The sequence below is a fragment of the Bhargavaea cecembensis genome, assembly GCF_000826125.2.
GTDB lineage: Bacteria > Bacillota > Bacilli > Bacillales_A > Planococcaceae > Bhargavaea > Bhargavaea cecembensis_B.
This window is the reverse complement of record NZ_LN651372.1, coordinates 257862-275330: the sequence shown is the minus strand read 5'-3', so window position 1 is coordinate 275330 and position 17469 is coordinate 257862. Positions and strand designations below refer to the sequence as shown.

At 56.3% G+C, this 17469-nt stretch carries 15 protein-coding genes, 2 pseudogenes and 1 riboswitch; of the genes and pseudogenes, 15 read left to right on the top strand and 2 right to left on the bottom strand.

The features are described 5' to 3' along the window. Positions 1–183: 183 nt before the first annotated feature. The 10 genes and pseudogenes from BN1189_RS04170 (at position 184) to BN1189_RS04125 (ending at position 11019) form a co-directional block, all read left to right on the top strand. A complete protein-coding gene (locus BN1189_RS04170) occupies positions 184–1026 on the top strand; it encodes an energy-coupling factor ABC transporter ATP-binding protein (protein WP_040225802.1) in 843 nt (280 codons plus the stop codon). Then, entirely contained in the window at positions 1002–1874 is an 873-nt protein-coding gene (locus BN1189_RS04165; RefSeq protein WP_040225801.1) for an energy-coupling factor ABC transporter ATP-binding protein, read from the top strand. The genes BN1189_RS04170 and BN1189_RS04165 overlap by 25 nt, the downstream gene beginning before the upstream one ends. Further along, positions 1871–2668: an energy-coupling factor transporter transmembrane component T family protein gene (locus BN1189_RS04160; protein ID WP_040225800.1), complete on the top strand. Its 798-nt coding sequence runs from the start codon at positions 1871–1873 to the stop codon at positions 2666–2668. The genes BN1189_RS04165 and BN1189_RS04160 overlap by 4 nt, the downstream gene beginning before the upstream one ends. A gap of 185 nt (positions 2669–2853) precedes the next feature. Beyond that, the gene (gene truA / locus BN1189_RS04155) at positions 2854–3600 is read left to right on the top strand and encodes a tRNA pseudouridine(38-40) synthase TruA (RefSeq protein ID WP_040225798.1); all 747 of its coding nucleotides are present in this window, start codon (positions 2854–2856) and stop codon (positions 3598–3600) included. Between the two features lie 169 nt (positions 3601–3769). Then, the gene (gene rplM / locus BN1189_RS04150; protein ID WP_040225797.1) at positions 3770–4207 is read left to right on the top strand and encodes a 50S ribosomal protein L13; all 438 of its coding nucleotides are present in this window, start codon (positions 3770–3772) and stop codon (positions 4205–4207) included. 18 nt (positions 4208–4225) lie between these two features. Beyond that, the gene (rpsI, locus tag BN1189_RS04145; protein WP_040225796.1) at positions 4226–4618 is read left to right on the top strand and encodes a 30S ribosomal protein S9; all 393 of its coding nucleotides are present in this window, start codon (positions 4226–4228) and stop codon (positions 4616–4618) included. Between the two features lie 270 nt (positions 4619–4888). Continuing rightward, on the top strand, positions 4889–7954 hold the full coding sequence (locus BN1189_RS04140) for a hybrid sensor histidine kinase/response regulator (RefSeq protein ID WP_306610690.1): 3066 nt from the start codon (positions 4889–4891) through the stop codon (positions 7952–7954). Between the two features lie 284 nt (positions 7955–8238). Continuing rightward, a pseudogene (locus BN1189_RS04135) lies at positions 8239–9000 on the top strand (MBL fold metallo-hydrolase); the annotation flags it as partial. Positions 9001–9021: 21 nt separating this feature from the next. After that, positions 9022–9781 (top strand): annotated as a pseudogene (locus BN1189_RS04130) (sulfite exporter TauE/SafE family protein). Between the two features lie 140 nt (positions 9782–9921). Continuing rightward, complete coding sequence (locus tag BN1189_RS04125; RefSeq protein ID WP_040225881.1) at positions 9922–11019, top strand: FAD-dependent oxidoreductase; 1098 nt, start codon at positions 9922–9924, stop codon at positions 11017–11019. Positions 11020–11081: 62 nt separating this feature from the next. Here BN1189_RS04125 and BN1189_RS04120 read toward each other — a convergent pair whose 3' ends face one another. Then, the gene (locus tag BN1189_RS04120) at positions 11082–12050 is read right to left on the bottom strand and encodes a linear amide C-N hydrolase (RefSeq protein ID WP_052455628.1); all 969 of its coding nucleotides are present in this window, start codon (positions 12048–12050) and stop codon (positions 11082–11084) included. 174 nt (positions 12051–12224) lie between these two features. On the opposite strand from BN1189_RS04120, the gene BN1189_RS04115 reads away from it, so the two are divergent. Both BN1189_RS04115 and BN1189_RS04105 read left to right on the top strand, forming a co-directional pair. Beyond that, positions 12225–12749, top strand: a complete 525-nt coding sequence (locus BN1189_RS04115; RefSeq protein ID WP_052455629.1) for a DUF4256 domain-containing protein — start codon at positions 12225–12227, stop codon at positions 12747–12749. A 377-nt stretch (positions 12750–13126) separates the two neighbouring features. Beyond that, positions 13127–13226: riboswitch (TPP riboswitch) on the top strand. Positions 13227–13291: 65 nt separating this feature from the next. Beyond that, entirely contained in the window at positions 13292–14053 is a 762-nt protein-coding gene (locus BN1189_RS04105) for a 3-oxoacyl-ACP reductase (protein WP_069201949.1), read from the top strand. A gap of 63 nt (positions 14054–14116) precedes the next feature. On the opposite strand, the gene BN1189_RS04100 is transcribed toward BN1189_RS04105, so the two are convergent. Next, a complete protein-coding gene (locus tag BN1189_RS04100) occupies positions 14117–14509 on the bottom strand; it encodes an SET domain-containing protein (protein WP_040225785.1) in 393 nt (130 codons plus the stop codon). Positions 14510–14702: 193 nt separating this feature from the next. Between BN1189_RS04100 and BN1189_RS04095 the strand changes: the two genes are divergently transcribed. The 3 genes from BN1189_RS04095 to BN1189_RS04085 all read left to right on the top strand — a co-directional run. Continuing rightward, positions 14703–15518 carry a squalene/phytoene synthase family protein gene (locus BN1189_RS04095; protein ID WP_040225782.1) on the top strand — a complete coding sequence of 272 codons (816 nt, stop codon included), beginning with the start codon at positions 14703–14705 and terminating at the stop codon, positions 15516–15518. 212 nt (positions 15519–15730) lie between these two features. Further along, positions 15731–17131, top strand: a complete 1401-nt coding sequence (locus BN1189_RS04090; protein WP_040225780.1) for an MDR family MFS transporter — start codon at positions 15731–15733, stop codon at positions 17129–17131. A 26-nt stretch (positions 17132–17157) separates the two neighbouring features. Then, on the top strand, positions 17158–17469 hold a 312-nt coding region (locus BN1189_RS04085), incomplete at its 3' end, for an alpha-hydroxy-acid oxidizing protein (protein ID WP_040225777.1).

Below are 17469 nucleotides of genomic sequence, written 5' to 3'. Positions count from 1 at the left end.
GTTGCGGAACTCGGGTGAGACGTTGTGTATCTGTGGTGAGACGTTGCGTATCTGAGATGAAACGTTGTGTATCTCAGGGGGAACGTTGCGGAATGCCCCGTCCGCCGGGCCGCCGCATCCGGACGACAGCCCGCCCGGTTTCAGTTAGAATAGACAGCAGAGTGGAGCAGAGGAGGAATTGCAATGCAGCGGATCCTGTCCCTGGACGACATCCGTTTTACATATACGCCGGACGAGCCGGACAAGCCAATGGCCGTGGACGGCGTTTCATTTGATATGCAGCCCGGCGAGTGGATCGCCGTCGTCGGCCATAACGGGTCGGGCAAGTCGACGCTCGCCCGATTGATGATCGGCCTTTTATTTCCGCAGGAAGGGAAAGTCGAGCTATTCGGAGACACGCTCACCGAAGAGAACCTGTGGGATAAGCGGTCGCAGATGGGCATGGTGTTTCAAAATCCCGACAACCAGTTTGTCGGAGCGACCGTCCAGGACGATGTTGCATTCGCCCTGGAGAACAACGGCATCCCATTCGAGGAAATGACCGTCCGCGTCCGGGAAGCGCTCGGACAGGTGAAGATGGACGGGTTCCTCGACCATGAGCCCCAGCATCTCTCGGGCGGACAAAAACAGCGGGTCGCGATTGCCGGCGCGCTGGCGCTCAGGCCGCGGCTGCTCATCCTCGATGAGGCGACGTCGATGCTCGATCCCCAGGGCCGCGAGGAAGTGATCCGGGTCATCCTGGAACTCCGGGAAAAGACGGGTCTCTCCGTCATCTCGATCACCCACGACCTGGAAGAGGCGCTCCTCGCCGACCGGATCGTCGTCATGAACCGGGGCAGGAAGTTTGCCGAAGGCACGCCAAGAGAAGTATTCGCAAACGGGAACGAACTGACGGCGCTCGGCCTCGATCTGCCGTTTGCACTGCGCCTGTCTTCTCTTTTGAGGGAGCAGGGCGTCACGATCAACGAGACCATGTCGGAACGGAAGTTGGTGGAAAGTCTATGGACATCACGCTTGAACGGGTAGGCTACACATACGCGGCCGGGACGCCGTTTCAGAAGCAGGCGCTCCATGACGTGGACGTCCGCATCCCGTCCGGCTCCTACACGGCCATCATCGGTCACACCGGATCCGGCAAGTCGACGCTCCTCCAGCACCTGAACGCCCTCCTGAAGCCGACAGAGGGTGTTGTGCGGGCAGGGGACACGGAGATCACCCGGGCGACCAAAGGCAAGGCCCTGCGTCCGGTGAGGCGCAAGGTCGGCATCGTCTTCCAGTTCCCTGAACACCAGCTGTTCGAGGAGACCGTCCTGAAAGACATCATGTTCGGCCCGCTCAACTTCGGCGTGCCGGAAGAAGAGGCAAAGGCGCGCGCGACGGAACTGCTCGCACTGCTCGGCCTTCCGGAAGGGACGGCGGAGAAGTCGCCGTTTGACCTGTCCGGCGGCCAGATGCGGCGGGTCGCGATCGCCGGCGTCCTGGCGATGGAGCCGGATGTCCTCGTCCTCGACGAGCCGACCGCGGGCCTCGACCCGGCAGGCCGGAAAGAGATCATGGATCTGTTCCACCGGCTGCACAGAGAACGCTCCATGACGACCATCCTCGTCACCCACAGCATGGAAGATGCCGCGCAGTACGGCGACCACATCATCGTCATGCACGACGGCACGAACGTCCTGCAAGGGCCTCCCGGGGAAGTCTTCAGTGATGCGGAGCGGCTTGCACAGTGGCGGCTCGGCGTGCCGAGGACCGTCGCCTTCCAGCGCGAGTTCGAACGCGGCGCCGGACTTCCCCCGGCTCCTCCGTGCCTCACGGAAGAAAGGCTCGCGGCTTATCTTGCCTCGGCCGTACGGGAAGGGGATGGGCGCCGATGATGGAGAAAATGGTGTTCGGCCGCTATATTCCGGGCGATTCGTTCGTCCACCGGCTCGATCCGAGAACCAAGCTGATCTTCGTCTTCATCTTCATCGCGGCGGTGTTCCTTGCGAACAACACCGCATCCTATGCGCTGCTTCTCGGCTTCACACTTCTCTCGATCCTCGTGTCGAAGGTGCGGATCGGCTTCCTGATCGGCGGCCTGAAGCCCGTCATCTTCCTGATTGTCTTCACGTTCCTGCTCCACATCTTCTTCACGCGGCAGGGGGATCTGCTGTTCGAGTTCGGCTTCATTAAAGTGTACGAAGAGGGGCTCCGGCAGGGGATCTTCATCTCGACCCGTTTCCTCGTGCTCGTCCTCATGACGTCGCTCCTCACGCTGACGACGTCGCCGATTTCCATCACGGACGGCCTTGAAGTGCTCCTCGGCCCGCTGAAGAAAGTGAAGTTCCCGGTGCATGAGCTCGCCCTCATGATGTCGATCTCGCTCCGGTTCATCCCGACGCTCATGGACGAGACCGACAAAATCCTGAAAGCCCAGCTCGCCCGCGGCTCCGACATCTCGTCGGGGACGATGAAAGAACGCGTAAAAGCCGTCGTCCCGCTTCTCGTGCCACTCTTCGTCAGCGCCTTCAAGCGCGCCGAAGACCTCGCCATCGCCATGGAAGTCCGCGGCTACCGGGGCGGCGAAGGCCGGACACGCTACCGCCAGCTCAAATGGGACTGGCGCGACACGGCCGCCATCCTCGTACTCCTCGCCCTCATCGCCGGACTCTGGCTGCTCAGAGGCTGACCCGGCAGTGGGGCGGACTGGTGATCGGGAGTGCGGAATTGCAATTAGAACGGTGGAATTGCAATTAGAACGGTGGAATTGCAATTAGAGCAGTGGAATTGCAATTAGAGTTGGAGATTTGCAATTAGAGCGGTGGATTTGCAATTAGAGCATCACCCACCACCCGCCCGGAAAGGACGATTGCCATGCGGCGCATCAAAATGATCATTTCCTATGACGGGAGCGGCTTTGAGGGCTACCAGGTCCAGCCTGAGGGACGTACTGTTCAGCAGGAGCTCGAGGAGGCGCTTGCCGGCATCCATAAAGGCACCCCGGTCCGCGTGTCCGCTTCCGGACGCACGGACGCCGGGGTGCATGCGTCCGGCCAGGTGGTCCATTTCGATACGCCGCTCGGCATCCCGGACGATCGGTGGCCCATGGCGCTCAACACCCGACTCCCCGCGGATATCCGTGTCCTACGGGCTGAGGAAGTGCCGGACAGCTTCCATGCCCGCTTCTCCGCGACAGGGAAGACATACCGGTATATATGGGAGCTCGCGGACGTGCCGAGCCCGTTCCGGCGCCACTTTGCCTCGCCGTCCCGGGGCCTGGTGCCCGACACGCAGAAAATGGAGGCCGGAGCCGCCCATCTCACCGGTACGCACGACTTTACGAGCTTCTGCTCGGCGAAGACGGACGTCCAGGACAAGGTGCGCACCGTGGAGGAGATCCGGTTCGAAAATCACGGGGATGAGCTCCATATGATCATCACGGGGAGCGGCTTCCTGTATAACATGGTCCGGATCATCGCGGGCACTTTGTGGGCGGCGGGCACCGGCCGGCTCGACCCGGCCGCCATCCCGGAAATCCTCGTGGCCAGGGACCGGACGAAAGGCGGGAAAACCGCGCCGCCTCAAGGGTTGTACCTTGAAAAAGTCCGCTACGGGGAATGAAACAACTTTTCCTGGTGTTTTCATGAAAATGGTTGACTTCCCCATCAATCCGCGATATGATGATAAGCGGTATTTCGATAACCCCACTAAAGAATGCCCCGGTAAGGTTTCTTTGTGTTTGGGATATAGAAACGGAACTGATTGAACCAAATCTAGGAGGATTACCACAATGCGTACAACTTTCATGGCGAATGCCCAAAATGTTGACCGCAAATGGCTCGTCATCGACGCAGAAGGCAAGACGCTCGGCCGTCTCGCATCTGAAGTCGCTTCGATCCTGCGCGGCAAGCACAAACCGACGTACACACCGAACGTGGACACAGGCGACCACGTCATCATCATCAACGCTGAAAAGATCGAACTGACAGGCAACAAGCTTCAGGATAAGATCTACTACCGTCACACCGGCCATCCGGGCGGCATCCGCCAGCGTACAGCAGGCGAAATGCGCGACAAGTTCCCGACACGCATGCTCGAGCTTGCCATCAAAGGCATGCTTCCAAAAGGCCCGCTCGGCCGTCAGATGTTCCGCAAACTGCATGTCTATGCAGGCGCTGAGCATCCACACGCAGCACAACAACCGGAAGTTTACGAACTTCGCGGGTAATTCAGAGGAGGAACCAACTTGGCACAAGTTCAATACATCGGCACCGGCCGCCGCAAGACTTCCGTTGCCCGCGTACGCCTCGTACCCGGCGAAGGCAAAGTCACCATCAACGGCCGTGACGCAGAAGACTACATCCCGTTCGAAACTCTCCGTGAAGTCATCAAGCAACCGCTTGTTGCAACGGAAACACTCGGCAGCTACGACATTCTCGTCAATGTCAACGGCGGCGGCTTCACCGGCCAGGCCGGCGCAATCCGCCACGGCGTCGCACGCGCCCTGCTTCAAGTAGACCCTGAATTCCGTCCTGCGCTCAAATCCGCAGGTCTCCTCACGCGTGACGCACGCATGAAGGAACGGAAGAAATACGGCCTCAAAGGCGCCCGTCGTGCACCTCAGTTCTCGAAGCGCTAATACGAGCATCCAAGCCTCTTCCCGGTTATCCGGGGAGGGGTTTTTTTCGTCTTTTAGCGGAATGGAACTCCTGTCAGGGCCCGACCGGTTCCACAACCGGAAAACTTATAACCGTTCACCATCACAAGCGGTTTAATGGATTGTGGGTTGCGTTAGGAACCGGCATGGTATAATGGCTGGAATCCCAGTCATTGCCACGAAGGCAAAAGAACGACCAAGGAAGGGGATAACGGCTGAATAGCCAGCCACCACATGAAAAGAAGAACTGCTTTGTTGATTGTCGGGATATTTCTTGTCATTTTGACGGGCTGCCGCCTTTTATGGATGGAAGCTTTCCGTGAATTTGTTCACTCTCCCAGTGACGGGGAGCTGAATTTGCAGGATTGGAATGCTGAGGAATATGGTACTCTGCTACTGGACGGAGAATGGGCGTTTTATCCGAATCGGCTGCTGGCTGATGAGGGGATGCCGGCTGACGCAGGACCGGTGACGGTGGAAGTTCCGGGTAAGTGGGAGAATGCAGGCGGTCAGGAAGATCCGTCTCCTTACGGATTCGGGTCCTACCGGCTGTTAATCCGCACCGATCCGGAAAAAAGAATGAATTACAGCATATACGTGCCGAGCGTAAGAAGTGCCTCGGAAGTCTATGTAAACGGAGTCCGTCTTGCCGGTTCGGGCAAAGTGGCAGTTTCGCAAGACCAGTATGTCGCAGAGAACCTTCCGTATACCACGACATTCATGCCGGACGAACAGGGAATGATTGACCTCGTCATCCAGGCGGCAAACTTTGAAGATGCCAGAGGCAGCGGAATCGTCCGATCAGTAAAATTCGGAACGGAAGAAGCTGTCGGCAACCGTGTGAAGTTCTCTTCATCCGTCCAGCTCTTAGCTGTTATGCTCTTTATGACGTTCGCCGTGTACGCAGTGATCTTATACTTTCTCGGAAGCCGGGACAAACAGCTCCTGTACTTTTCACTGCTCTCTTTCTGCGTGGCTTTGGGGAATTTACTGAGCTTTGACGAGAAGATTTTTCATCAATTGATCTATATGGGATATGAGTGGGATTTCCGACTGGCGAATGCCGTGCTTGTACTCGGTTGTTACGCCCTGCTGGTATGCACGGCCCATCGGGAGCTGCCGTATTGGGGCAGGGTCTCTTCCGCCTTTTCTGCGATTCTTTTGATGGTGGCGGCGGCCACCTTGGTTCTGGAACCCCGGCAAATTATCGGCCTGTTCCCGGTATACTATTTGTTGGTCGGCATTTCGGCGATCGTGTCGTCGGTTGCGGTCATACAGCGGTTTAGCCGGGGCAGGAGGGGGAACCTCCTATTGCTGCTGGCACTGGTAGCGGTGATCCACCATTTTGCATGGGCGGTCATATGGCGGGAGAGCGGAACGAGCGTCGTCCACTACCCATTCGATCTGTTGATCGCCGCGAGTTTCCTGTCTGCGATCTGGTTTAAAAATTACTTTGACACCCATGCAGAGACAAGAGAACTCGCCATTACGCTCAAGAGGATCAATGAACAGAAAGATCAGTTCCTCGCCAACACGTCACACGAGTTTAAAAATCCACTCCATGGCATGCTGGGCATGTCTCAGTCCATTCTGGAAAGAGAGAGGGATTCGTTGCAACCAAGGAGTGTCAAGGAACTGGGAACAATCCTATCGGTCGGCCGGCGGATGACGCAATTGCTGAATGACCTGCTGGAAGTGAGGAGCCTCCAAGACGGCAATCCTCAACTGGATAAGAAAGCGGTACGAGTCCGGCCGGTCATTGACGGAGTCGTGGACATGCTGCGATTTATAGGAGATGCAAAAGGCCTGGAAATCGTCAATTGTGTAGCCGAAGATTTTCCTCCGGTTATGGCGGATGAGAACAGGTTGACTCAGATTTTCTATAACCTGATACATAATGCCCTCAAGTTTACAGATGAAGGGCGGGTCACCATCCGGGCTTCCATTGAGGGAGAAAAAGCATCATTCACCATCTCTGATACGGGAATCGGTATGGATGCAGATATGTTCAACCGGCTTTTTAATCCCTATGAGCAGGCGACTACGGGAAAGACGAGAGCGGAAGGCGGATTTGGACTGGGACTGAACATCAGCAGGCAGCTGATCGAACTTCACGAAGGCTCATTGGACGTGTCTTCGCAGCCGGGCATGGGGTCCGATTTCGTTTTCACTCTACCGCTGGCATCTTCTGCTGAGGTGAATGCGAGTCCTTCTTTCGAAACGGGAGATCCTCAGTCATGCGATGACAAATTGGAGATGGCGGTTTCAGACGAGCAGCAAGGGCCGGAGCAAAATGGCTCCGAAGAGCTGCCGGTTGACCGCTCGCCGATTCTGATTGTTGATGACGATCCGGTCAACCTTCAAGTCCTTGAGGCGTTATTGCCCGCAGATCAATATGACATTAGTGTCGCCACGGGCGGAAGGGAAGCTATGCAGCTTTTGGATGCGAAGGAATGGGATCTCGTCATTTCGGATGTCATGATGCCTTACATGTCCGGCTATGAGCTCACCCGGGAAATCCGTAGCCGGTTTGCGATGACCGAGCTGCCTGTCCTGCTTCTTACTGCCAGCAGCCGGCTGGCCGATATCCAAGCCGGCTTTGCGGCAGGCGCCAATGACTATGTCACAAAACCGGTTGAAGCATTGGAGCTCCGATCAAGAATCGAGGGGCTGACGACCTTGAAGAAAATCTATAGGGAACAGCTGCAGTTGGAGTCTGCCTGGCTGCAGGCACAGATTCAGCCTCATTTCCTGTTCAACACTTTAAATACGGTCATCGCTCTGAGTGAGGTCGATATGGAAAAAATGCGTCATGTGTTGGAAGAGTTAAGTCACTTCCTGCAGTATAAGTTCATGTTCCAGCACATGAACGATCTGATCCCTATTGAAGAGGAGCTGAGCATTGTTCAGTCTTACCTATACATTGAGCAGGTGAGGTATGGAGACAAGCTGCATGTCGTATGGGAAATGAATGATTGTGAAGGTGTGAGAATTCCGTTCCTCACCATCCAACCATTGGTTGAAAATGCAGTTCACCACGGAGTCATGAAACGAAGTTCAGGCGGCCGAATTCTCATCCGGATCTCCAATCAAACCTCACACGTCCTGGTCTCCGTGAAGGATGATGGAGTCGGCATGAATGAAGAAACCCTGCAACGGATTAAAGAAAGCAGGTCTGAGAGCGGCCAGGGCGTCGGTCTGATCAACACAAATTCCCGGCTGAAACGACATTATGGAGAAGGATTAGAAATTGAGAGTTCTCCGGGAAAAGGGACGAAAATCTCATTTATTTTGGACAAAGCAGGACCAGATAGTTAATGAACAGCATCCGCCGGTGTCGTGTACATCCTGCTTGAAATGATATACACGACCTGCCAAGCCTCTTCTCGAAAAATGGGAAGAGGTTTTTTCGTGCAGGAAAGGAATTGAACGTACGGTGTCCCTCGCCGTTTATACCCTATAAATATTATCAATTATTCAAACCATTCAAAATAATATATGATGAAACACAAGCTACCGGGATACTTGAACAAGAAAAGTATCCCTTCCAAAAAAACTGTTGCAAGCGGTTGCAGAAACTATTTTGGTTGGAGGGATTAAACATGTTCTTTCGTTCTTTTTTCGATGAGAATTTAGCCCAGATGTCATATTTGGTCGGCTGCCAGCAAACAGGAGAAGCCATTGTCATTGACCCCGCCCGTCGCATCGATCCGTATTTCAAGACGGCGAAGAAGGAAGGCCTGAAGATCATCGCAACAGCCGAAACTCATATCCGCGCTGATTTCATCCCGGGTTCCCGGGAGATGGCGAAGCGTTGCGGGGCGTCCGTGCATGTGTCGGACGAGGGGGATGAGAAATGGAAGTATCACCAACTGGAGGGCATTGACTACGTACTGCTGAAAGACGGCTGCACATTTCATGTCGGCCGGATCGAATTCACTGTGATGCACACCCCCGGTCATACGCCGGAGAGCATTTCGTTTGTCTTGAAAGACCAAGGAGGCGGTTCCTCGGAGCCGATGGGCATCTTCACCGGCGATTTCGTCTTTGTCGGCGATATAGGCAGGCCGGATCTGCTTGAGAAGGCTGTCGGAATGGTGGGCTCTGCGGAGCTCGGGGCAAACCAGATGTTCCATTCGTTGCAGAGGTTCAAACAATTACCTGATTACCTGCAAGTCTGGCCGGGGCACGGTGCAGGAAGCGCCTGCGGAAAAGCGCTCGGAGCGGTGCCGATGTCCACAGTCGGTTATGAGAAATTGAACAACTGGGCCTTGCTGGAAGAAGACAAGGACCGGTTTGTCAAAATGTTGTTATCAGGCCAATCCACTCCTCCGAAATATTTTTCAACGATGAAAAAGTTGAACATTTATACAGGAGATGTGTAGATGGATGCAGCGTTCGTTATTGTGATTTTTCTAATCGGCTTCATCGGTTCATTTATCTCCGGGATGTTGGGGATCGGCGGTTCGATCATCAAGTATCCGATGTTGCTGTACATTCCTCCGCTTTTTGGATTGGCCGCATTCAGCACCCACGAGGTCTCGGGAATCAGTGCCATTCAGGTATTCTTCGCGACGATCGGCGGCGTGTGGGCCTATCGCAAAGGCGGATATTTAAATAAGAAATTGATCGTCTATATGGGTACGAGCATCTTGGTTGGAAGCTTCATCGGGGGGTACGGTTCCAAATTAATGTCGGAGGAGGGGATCAACTTCACCTACGGCATCCTTGCATTGATTGCGGCGGTGATGATGTTCATCCCGAAAAAAGGGATCGATGATATCCCTTAATCGGTGGATTGCCGGATCGCTTGCGCTGATTGTCGGAACCGGAACGGGGATCGTCGGGGCAGCCGGCGCATTTTTACTTGTGCCGATCATGTTGGTCGTTTTGAGGATTCCCACACGGATGACAATTGCTTCTTCACTGGCCATCACCTTTATTTCTTCCATCGGATCGACAGTCGGCAAAATCACAACCGGACAAGTGGATTATTATCCGGCATTCGTCATGATCGTGGCAAGTCTCATCGCTTCGCCTTTAGGCGCGGTGGCAGGCAAAAAGGTCAATACGAAAGCATTGCAGGTCATTTTGGCGATGCTGATACTCGCAACCGCAGTGAAAATCTGGATGGATATTCTATGACGAAGAAATTCAAAAGCTCTGGCGGCCTTCCGGGAATGAAGCCACTCCGCGCCCCGGTATGACGGCAGCATTCCAGTTCCACCCCTCACCGCAATAGCAGTATACTGGACCTGTATAAGGAGGTCCTAGTCGTGAAAAAAATGAACGAGAGCAAAGGAGCACACAACGGAACGGCAGTCGTTGTCGGCGCCTCGCTGTCGGGGCTGATGACCGGGATTTCTCTGGCTCGCGAAGGAATCCGGGTAACGATTCTGGATAAGGTCGCGGAGGACCGGCCCGGCGGCTCGGGACTGCGCGTGAACGGAGCGAGGTTCGGGGAATCCGGGACCGAAAAACTGCTTAAGACCCTCGCTTCCGGCGGGAAGACCGGCGTACAGCTTTGGACGACGATCGAATCCCGCCTGCGCGAAGAAGCCAAGCGGAATCCGGGGATTGCGCTTCATTATCATGCGCGAGTCTCTTCCGTCGGACAGGATGAACATTCGGCATGGGCGGTGACCGATGAAGGAGAGACGTACAGCGGTGATGTTCTGATCGGAGCGGACGGCCACGGCAGCCGTGTAAGGCGGGAAGTGGACCCCGAGAACCCGCACGCAGTGTACGCGGGATATATGGGATGGATCGCCTCAATCGATGAGGAAGAGCTGCCCGCCTCTCTTCGTCCCGGCCGTGCCGGTTCGGGTGCGGAGATGTTCGACAGCCATAACGGCTTCAAATTCGGTTCGGTGATCCAAAGAGGGGACGGTTCGGGCAGGCAGCGGATCGGATGCACTTGGTACGACAACACGCAGAGCGCGATGCTTCGCCGCACCGGATGTGTGGACGGAACGGTCGTGCGCCATTCGATCAACGGTCCCGACATCCCCGAGGAAACAATGGAAGAGCTGGCGGAACAGGCTTCCCGGGATTTCCCGGAGCCATGGCGGACCGCGGCGCTTCATTCGATCGAAACACGCACGCTGATCGGCATTCCGATCAAGGAATATGTGCCGGACAAGCTGACATCCGGCCGGATGGCGCTTGTCGGAGACGCCGCGCATGTGCCGGCCCCCGTCACGGCCAGCGGGTTCAATGAATCGCTGCAAGACGCGGTCGTATTGGGGAAATGCGCAGCGAAGGGGCTGCATGGCGAAGCGGCTGTCCAAGTATTGGCGAAGTATGAGTCGCTGCGCCTGAGGACCATGCGCGAGATGGTCCGGTCCGGCCAGTTCTACAGCCAGACGTTTGGACGGCGCTAGAGCCGCAATCATTGAAAAAACCATGCCTGTGCGCCGCACGTCCGGCCACAGGCATGGTTCGTTCAGAGATTCATCTCCTTTTCCGGCACAATGATCCGGATGTCCCGCTCGTCCTTAAAATCGTCAAGATAGAACGGTTGGATATTGATATTGTCGTGGCCTTTGACGAAGTACGCTTTTTTTGCGGAGTCCATGACAGCCGTATACAACGTTTCATCCATATATCCGTTATCCGGATCGACCACTGCGCCGGTCGGGATATCCGACTGGGAGAGAATGCGGAAAGCCTGCAAAATGGCTGCCAGGCGGTCGAGGGCTTCCGGTGTGGCGGAAACGAAGAATGCCGCCCGGACAAAGCGGGATGGCGGAGTGAAGTCGCCGGGAAGCCCGACCAGGCCGCTGCCTTCCCCGAACTTGGATAGCAATGTTCCGTTCCAATCGTTCTGACCGACGTTTTCGGCCCGCAAATTCAGGTAGTTTTTCAGGTTTGTCGCATGCCAGGGGAATCCAGGTGCATTCGTCAGCACGCCGTATAGATTGTCATAGGCGAGGAGCCGCCCGTCTTCCGGTTCCAGGACAAGCCCGTCTCCGTCTGCATCCATGAAGAAGAAGTGCATGTCTCCGGACACATCGTCATCTGTCTTGCCCCGTTCCAGGACGGATAACTTTCCCGCCTCTTTCCGTACCTCTTCCACATTCCTGCACCGGCTGAGCAAGTAATTAAAAGCGTTTGCAACGGTCAGATTGATCTTTCCGTCCACCGGCTTTTTTGAATAGGAAGCGTAGCCGGGAAGCAGGTTGCTGGAGCCCATCAATCCCATTTCGTTGATGCCGTCCCCGAAAGCGGCCATGTTCATGAAACCCGTGCCGATCGTCGCGTAGATCGAATCATCATTTTGTTCTGCAGCGCTCACGAAAGCCTTGCTGTTCCGGGGGACAAACAGAACCTGATTTTCCAGCTTCACGCCCATTTCCAGCGTCCGGCCGAACACGATGCCCTCTTCATGTGGAAATCCGATTGTCGTGCACATCCGATCACATCCGTTTCATCTGTTGTTGTCCAGTTTCATTATAAATTTTGTGTACCCGTGATTGTGCGAAGGCAAGCTTCATGGTAAAAAGAGAAGAAGGAAGCGGACCACTCAAACGAGGAGGGACAGAACGTGGCAACAGGCAACAGGGAATTGACGGGGGAAGAACGGGAAATGCTGCTGGAAGAGCTGAAAACCCGGTTCGAAGGGAATCAGGACCGCCATGAAGGTCTCCGGTGGGCAGATGTGCAGGAGAAGCTGGAGGCCCGTCCGGAGAAACTTTGGTCACTCGCCGAAATGGAACGGACCGGCGGTGAACCGGACGTGATCGCCTACGACCGTGAGAACGACGAGTTCCTGTTCTGCGACCTGTCTCCGGAAAGCCCGAAAGGCCGCCGGAGCACCTGCTATGACCGGCAGGCGCTCGAGTCGCGGTCGAAGCACAAGCCGGAGACGAGCGTGGAGGAAATGGCGGAGGCGATGGGAATCGATCTGCTGACGGAAGACGAATACCGAGCACTTCAGGAATTCGGGCCGCTGGACAAGAAGACGTCGAGCTGGATCCGAACCCCGGAGGATATCCGGGCGCTCGGGGGTGCGCTGTTTGGCGACTGGCGTTACGGCCATGTGTTCGTTTACCACAACGGGGCTTCCTCTTACTATGCCTCGCGCGGTTTCCGCGGAAAGCTGCGCGTCTGAGTCCATTGCCGTCTGTTACCTTTTCTGTCCGCAGGAGAGGGACTTCGTTATTTCCAGAGAGCCGTTCCGTTGACGTCAACGCGCTTGCCGAACTCGCAGAAGAAATCGGCCCCAAGTTTCCTGCACCGAACACCGCCGGCGGATTCAATGAATCGCTTCCGGATGCGGTCGTCCTCGGAAAGTGTGCGGCCAAGGGTCTGCGCGGCCGGGCGGGTGCGGAGGCGCTGCGAAATATGAAGCATTGTGGCTCGAGACGGTGCGGGAAATGGTCCTCTCGGGCACTTTCTACAGCCGGACATACGGCAGGGGATGAGCTGGCATGAAGCCGGGCCGGCCGCCGGAAGTGTGATATACTTGAGTCTGAGCAAAATAAAGAAACAGATCACTGGGGGTGCCGCGTTTCGGCTGAGAGGAGCAATCCGACCCTTTGAACCTGATCCGGTCAATACCGGCGTAGGGAAGTGGCGGAGCCCTTTTGGTGCAGACGCAGATCACTTTCCGGTGGTCTCTTTTTTTATGGATAAAAAGGGGAGATGGCTGAAGTGGAATTGAACAAACAGGTGGTACTCGTGACAGGAGCAGGCAGGGGGCTGGGTGCCGAAATCGCCCGGGCATTCGGCCGCGAAGGGGCAAAAGTGATCATCAATTACTTTTCCAGCAAGGAGCAGGCGGAGGAGACGGCGGAAGAAATCGGAGCAAATGCTTTCGCCATCCAGGCGGACGTCCGTGACCCCGATTCGGTAAAAGAGATGTTCCGGAAAGCGAAAGAACATTTCGGCCGTCCGGTGACGACCATCGTCAACAATGCGCTCGTCAACTTTACGTTCAACGGGGATGAGCGCAAGCAACTTGATGAAATCGGATGGGCCGATTTCTCCGAGCAGTTTGAAGGGAGCATCAAGTCCACCCTCAATACGCTGCAGGCGGGCCGGAAAGACATGGCAGAACAGAAATTCGGGCGGATTATCAACATCGGGACCAATCTGTTCCAGCATCCGGTCGTTCCGTACCATGACTACAACACAAGCAAGGCGGCGCTTCTATCGATGACCCGCAACATGGCGAAGGAGCTAGGTCCCGACGGCATTCATGTGAACATGGTGTCCGGCGGGCTGTTGGAGAAGACTGACGCCAGCGCAGCGACGCCGGACGCGGTGTTTGACATCATCCGGGAAGGCACGCCGCTCGGAAAAGTGACGACGCCTGCAGAGCTGGCCGATGCCGTCTTGTTCTTCGCCTCACCGTGGAGCCGCTCGGTCACGGGGCAGAACCTAATCGTCGACGGTGGCCTCGTTATGAATTAAACAAGAAAAGCCTGCGGGCCGGTTTGATCCGGATCGCAGGCTTGTTATTTGAGGAGAAGCGCATCAGTCTCCTTCTTCGTCTTCACGGTCAAACCACAGCTTTTCCTGGTCTTCCTCATCGCCGTTGTAGTTGATCAGGATTTCCTTGCCCGCTTCGATGTCAGTGTAGGCGTAGAAGTCGAATGTATGCTTCTCAAAGCTGATTTCATACGTGGCGTTCGGATGGTAGGAATGATTGAACAGCATCCCGTAGCCGAGGAGCATGGCGGTATGGTTGATGCCGTATTCAAACGCATAGTCGGCGAGCAGTGTCTTTTCGATATGTTCATGCTGGTCATTCGGATAAGCGATCACCGGCGCTTCGTGGATCAGTTCGCCTTTTTTGATGTCTTGCGTGGCGAATACGCCCCGGGTGAATTCACCGCCGCTTAATTCGGAAGCTCCGATTTGGATCAATTGAATCACCTGCTCGTTCTTGACGGTCCGTCAGTTTTTTACAGTATACAGGAAAATGGACAGGAAGAAAAATGACTGTTAATTGGCATCATCCCGCTCCTGCAGTGCTTCGCTTCAAGTCCGCATGGAAGAACGATATAATGGAAGCCATGAGGACCGCCGGGACCTGTCTCGGATGGAGGAGGAATTTCACATGGAGAGCGCTTTTCCGAAAGAAGCGATGCGCGTCCTGAAAGAGACGAGCCGCACTTTTTATATACCGATCACATTCTTGCAGAAGCAGTTAAAGCATTCCGTCGCGTCCGCTTATCTCGTTTTCCGCGCGATCGACGAAATCGAAGACCATGAAGAGCTGGACAATGAGACGAAACACCGGATGCTGTCGCAAGTGGCCGGACTGTTTGTGGAGCCGTTCGACAACGAGCGTTACATGGAGATCCTCGGCGAGAAGAAGGACCGGATGCCGGAAGTGACGCTCCGCCTTGAAGAGTGGCTGCAGGCGTGCCCGCCGGATTCCCGCGGGATTGTCGCGGACTCGGCGCGTGAGATGTCGGAAGGCATGGCGGAATGGGCCCGCCGGAATTGGGAGGTCCATACGCGCGAAGACCTGGATGACTATACATATTACGTGGCCGGCCTCGTCGGCGTCATGCTGTCGGATCTGTTTGAGCTGTACGCCGGCGAGCAGACCGACCGTGAACTCGCCATCGGCTACGGCCGCGGGCTGCAGGCCGTCAACATCCTGCGCAATGAACAGGAAGACATGGAAGAGCGCGGCGTGTCGTTCGTCCCGGACGGCTGGACGCGCGATGATCTGTTCGTCTATGCCGAGGAAAACCTGGCGAAGGCCGATGAATACATGAAGTTGCTGCGGAAGAAGACCGTCCTGCTGTTCTGCCGGCTGCCGCTCGCCCTCGCCCACAAGACGCTGAAGGCCATGAAGGAAGGCCGCGAGAAGATGACGCGCGCGGAAGTGGAGGAAACGGTCGCGGAAGTGGAGGCGGACTGACCGGCGAAAACTGGTTGCCGCAAGAAAAATGCCCTCTCCTGTACCAAAGGGAAGAGGGCATTTTTATGTCTGTCCGGATCTGCAGTCCACCCGCTGCAGGCGGGGGCGGTTGAGCCGTTCCCTGCCGGAGGAGGACGTTGCTGCTTTCCGTCCCTCCTCTGCCCCTGTGCTATAATCGGGACAACAATGACAGATGGGAAAGTAGGGGTGCTTTGAACAAAAACGAGACGTTCGATTTCAGAAAAAATATACCGCTGTTCGCCGTGCTTTTGTCGGGTGCATTCATCACGATCCTGAACCAGACACTCGTCGCGACCGCGCTTCCGCCGATCATGCATGATTTCGGAATTGCCGAAAGCACGGTCCAGTGGCTGCAGTCGGGCTTCATGCTCGTGAACGGGATCATGATCCCGATCACGGCGTTCCTGATCCAGACATACACGACGCGCAGGCTGTTCCTGAGCGCGATGGGGATTTTCGCCGCCGGCACGCTGGCCGCTGCGCTGGCCCCGAATTTCCCGGTGCTCCTCTCCGGCCGGCTCCTGCAGGGGGCGGGGGCCGGGATCATGATGCCTCTTCTCCAGACGATCATGTTCCTCCTGTTTCCGCTCGAGCAACGCGGAAAGGCGATGGGAATGTACGGGCTCGTCATCGCATTCGCGCCGGCGATCGGGCCGAGCCTGTCCGGTTATCTCGTGGATCAGTTCCCGTGGCGCAGCATTTTCTACGTTGTGCTTCCGGTCGCCCTCCTGATCATCGCGGCAGCGGCCTTCCTCTTGAAGAACGTCACAAAGCAGACGTTCCCGAAGGTGGACGTCCCGTCGATCATCCTGTCGACATTCGGCTTCGGCGGACTGCTCTACGGCTTCAGCATCGCGGGGAGCGGCGGATGGCTGCAGCCGCAGGTCGGCATCGCCATGCTGGTCGGCGCGGTGACGCTGTTCTTGTTCATCCGCCGCCAGCTGCGGCTGGAGCAGCCGATTTTGGAGATGCGGGTATTCCAGAATAAAATCTTTGCAACAACGACGGTCCTCGGCATGATCGTCTTCTCCTCGATGATCGCCGCGACGGTGATCCTGCCGATCTACATGCAGACGATGCACGGCTTCACTGCCTTCCAGTCGGGCCTCATGCTGCTGCCGGGCGCCGCGGTCATGGGGCTGATGAATCCGGTGACGGGCATCCTGTTCGACAAGTATGGCGGGAAGTGGCTGCTGCGCACCGGTTTCACGATCCTGACCGTCACGACTTTCATGTTCACGAACCTGACCGCCGAAACGAGCTTCGCTTATCTGGCAGTGCTGAACGCCGTGAGGATGTTCGGCATCTCGATGGTCATGATGCCGTCGACCACGCTCGGCCTCAACCAGCTGCCGAATTCCCTCATCCCGCACGGAACCGCCGTCAACAACACATTCCGGCAAATGTCCGGGTCGGTCGGAACGGCCATCCTCGTCACGGTCATGGCGACCGCCGCCATTCCGGACGGGACTCCGGCAGGTGCCATCCGCGGAGTGAATGTCTCGTTCATCGTCGCGGGATGGATTGCGGTGGCCGGGCTGCTGCTGACTCTCTTCATCCGGGATCCGAAAAAAAGCCCGGAACAAGTTTAGACCAACAATGAAAGCAGGTGTGCGGCTTGGCGGACTCCATCGAGCGGCGGAAATCAGAGCATATTGATATCACATTGAATGAAAAGGTGACCGGCGACCGGATCACCACGGGGTTCGAGCGGTATTCATTTGTCCACCAGGCGTTGCCGGAGATCGATTTCGGAGAGATTTCCCTGGAAACCGACTTCCTCGGCTTCCCGTGCCGGACCCCGTTCCTCATCAGCTCGATGACGGGCGGGACGGCGCTTGCCGGGCGGATCAACCGCCACTTGGCCGAGGCGGCGGAGGAGAGCGGCTGGGTGCTCGCGCTCGGTTCCGGCCGTGCACTTCTGGACGGC